The 2,581-nt window shown below is 69.5% G+C and carries 3 protein-coding genes; all 3 read left to right on the top strand.

Annotation, left to right across the window (positions count from 1 at the left end):
- Window positions 1-781 (top strand): SGNH hydrolase domain-containing protein (locus tag AX685_RS22305; protein WP_269450460.1); only part of this gene is annotated, 781 nt, incomplete at its 5' end.
- A gap of 2 nt (window positions 782-783) precedes the next feature.
- Window positions 784-1,854, top strand: coding sequence for a dTDP-glucose 4,6-dehydratase (gene rfbB / locus AX685_RS04690; RefSeq protein WP_066485894.1), 1,071 nt, complete (start codon window positions 784-786; stop codon window positions 1,852-1,854).
- A 22-nt stretch (window positions 1,855-1,876) separates the two neighbouring features.
- Window positions 1,877-2,581 (top strand): hypothetical protein (locus AX685_RS04695; protein ID WP_197418483.1); only part of this gene is annotated, 705 nt, incomplete at its 3' end.

The following is a 2,581-nucleotide window of genomic DNA, read 5'->3' on the forward strand; positions in this document are numbered from 1 at the left end:
GTGCTGGCGTCCTGCCGCAACCGACGCGCGCCTGTTCATCGTCGGCGATTCGCACGCCGGCGCCTACATCCGTCTGGCCGCGACGATCGCGGCGCAGGATCGCCGCCCCGTAACGATCATGACCAAGGGCGGGTGCAAGCTGCTGCCGATCCTGCCCGACGATGTGACCCCATCGTGCACCGCGTTCGACGCCGCCGCGGTCGATGCGTTGCAGCAGGCGATGCGCCCTGGCGACACGCTGCTGGTATCGGCCTATTACACCCCGCGCGAACGCGACATCTGGGGCGACGTCCCCACCCCCGCCCGCCGCGACCCGGCGATCGAGGCGCAGTTGCGTGCCGATGCGATCGCGCGGCTGCGCCGATGGCGCGCCGCCGGTCTGGCGGTGGTGCTGGAAGGGCCGAAGCCGACGATGCCGACCGCCGCCTTCCGCTGCGCCGACTGGTTCAACCGCACCAGCGCCTATTGCGCGCACGGCGACCGTGTCGACCGCACGACCGTGCTGCACCGCTCCGCCTTCGCGCATGCCGCGCTGGCGCAGATCGCGGCGGCGGTGCCGGGGGTGCGACTGTGGGATCCGATCCCTGGGCTGTGCGCCGGTCCCGTCTGCCCCGCCTATCTCGACGGTAAGCCGCTGTATTTCGACACCGATCATCTGAGCGGCGCGGGCAACGAGCGGCTGGTGCCGCTGCTGCGCCGCGAACTGGCCGCCGCGCCTGCCCACACACCCGTCAACGACACCCGCCCGGCGCTGCCGGCCGTCACACGCCCACAGGAGTAATCATGGCCAACCTGATCGTCACCGGCGGTGCCGGCTTCATCGGAGCGAACTTCGTCCACCACTGGCGGCGCGTGTCGCCGCAGGACAGCATCGTCGTGCTCGATGCGCTGACCTATGCCGGCAACCCCGCGAACCTCGACGGGCTGGACGGGGTCGAACTGGTCGAAGGCGACATCTGCGACACTGCACTGGTCAGCCGGCTGATCGACGATCACGCCGTCGACACGATCGTCCACTTCGCCGCCGAAAGCCATGTCGACCGCTCGATCACCGGCCCCGATGCCTTCGTCACCACCAATGTCGTCGGGACCCACAGCCTGCTGAAGGCGGCGAAGGCCGCGTGGCTGGATCGCGGCACCGGCACCCCGCACCGTTTCCACCACGTGTCCACCGACGAGGTATACGGATCGCTGGAGCCGAACGATCCGGCGTTCAGCGAGACGACCCCCTACCAACCCAATTCGCCCTATTCGGCGTCGAAGGCCGGGTCCGACCATCTGGTGCGTGCCTATCACCACACCTACGGGCTGGAGACGACGACCAGCAATTGTTCGAACAATTACGGCCCGTACCAATTCCCGGAAAAGCTGATCCCGCTGTTCACGCTCAACGCGCTGTCGGGCAAGCCGCTGCCGATCTACGGCGACGGGATGAACGTACGCGACTGGCTGCATGTTGAGGATCATTGCCGGGGGATCGAGCTGATCCTGCGCAACGGCCGCATTGGCGAGACCTATAACGTGGGCGGCGGGCAGGAACTGCCCAACATCCAGGTGGTGGAGGAAATCTGCCGCGGGATCGACGCCGCCTTCGCCGCCGATCCGTCGCTGGCACAGCGTTTCCCGAACGCCCCCGCCGCGCAGGGCCGCCCCACCGCCGACCTGAAGACCTACGTCACCGACCGAAAGGGGCATGATCGCCGCTACGCGATCGACGAGACGAAGATCCGCGGCGAGCTGGGCTACGAACCGGCGCGCGACTTCCCGCAGGGCTTTGCCGAGACGCTCGCCTGGTATCTGGCGAACGAGGGCTGGTGGCAGCCGCTGGTCGCGCGCGCGGCGCTCGCGGCCTGATCGACAGCGGGAGGACGGGCCAATGGCACGCGCACGGCCGCACATCCTGTGCGTGCACCAGGGCGGCGAACTCTACGGTTCGGATCGCAGCTTTCTGCAGGCGGTGCAGGCGATCCGCAGCGGCTGGCCCGATGCGTGGGTGCGCGTCGTGCTGGCGGTCGATGGCCCGTTGCGCCCGCTGCTGGCGAAGGTCGCGGACGAGGTGATCGCGCGCGACCTGTGCATCCTGCGGCTCGCCAATCCGGTATCGACCGCGCTGAAGGGCACGGTCGCCCTGCCGTGGTATCTGGCGCAGGCCGCGCGCGACATCGCGCGGGCCGACCTTGCGTACATCAACACCACCGTCGTCGCCGATCATATCATCGCCGCGCGGATGGCGCCGGCCAAGTCGATCATCCACGTCCGCGAAATCCCCAAGCCGCGCGCGATGCCGGTGATCCGCGGGCTGTGCCTGGCCTCCGGCGCGGGGCTGATCTACAATTCGGCGGCGACGCGCGATGCCTTTGCGATGCCGGCGGGGCGGCGACAGGCGGTGATCCACAACGGGGTGGACCGCGTCCCCGATGCCGGCCCGCCCGCGGTGCCCGACGCCTTCACCACCGATCGCCCGCTGCGGATCGCGATGCTGGGGCGGATCAACGACTGGAAGGGGCAGGACCTGCTGATCGACGCGGCGGCGCGGCTGCCCGCGCAGGCGCGCACGCGGCTGCGTGTGCGGATCGTCGGC

Source organism: Sphingomonas sp. CCH9-F2, assembly GCF_001556735.1.
In the GTDB taxonomy this organism is placed as follows: domain Bacteria; phylum Pseudomonadota; class Alphaproteobacteria; order Sphingomonadales; family Sphingomonadaceae; genus Sphingomonas; species Sphingomonas ginsenosidimutans.

Bases quoted from the DNA above. Each gene is read 5' to 3' on its own strand.
- rfbB (WP_066485894.1), top strand. From the start codon at position 784: ATGGCCAACCTGATCGTCACCGGCGGTGCCGGCTTCATCGGAGCGAAC.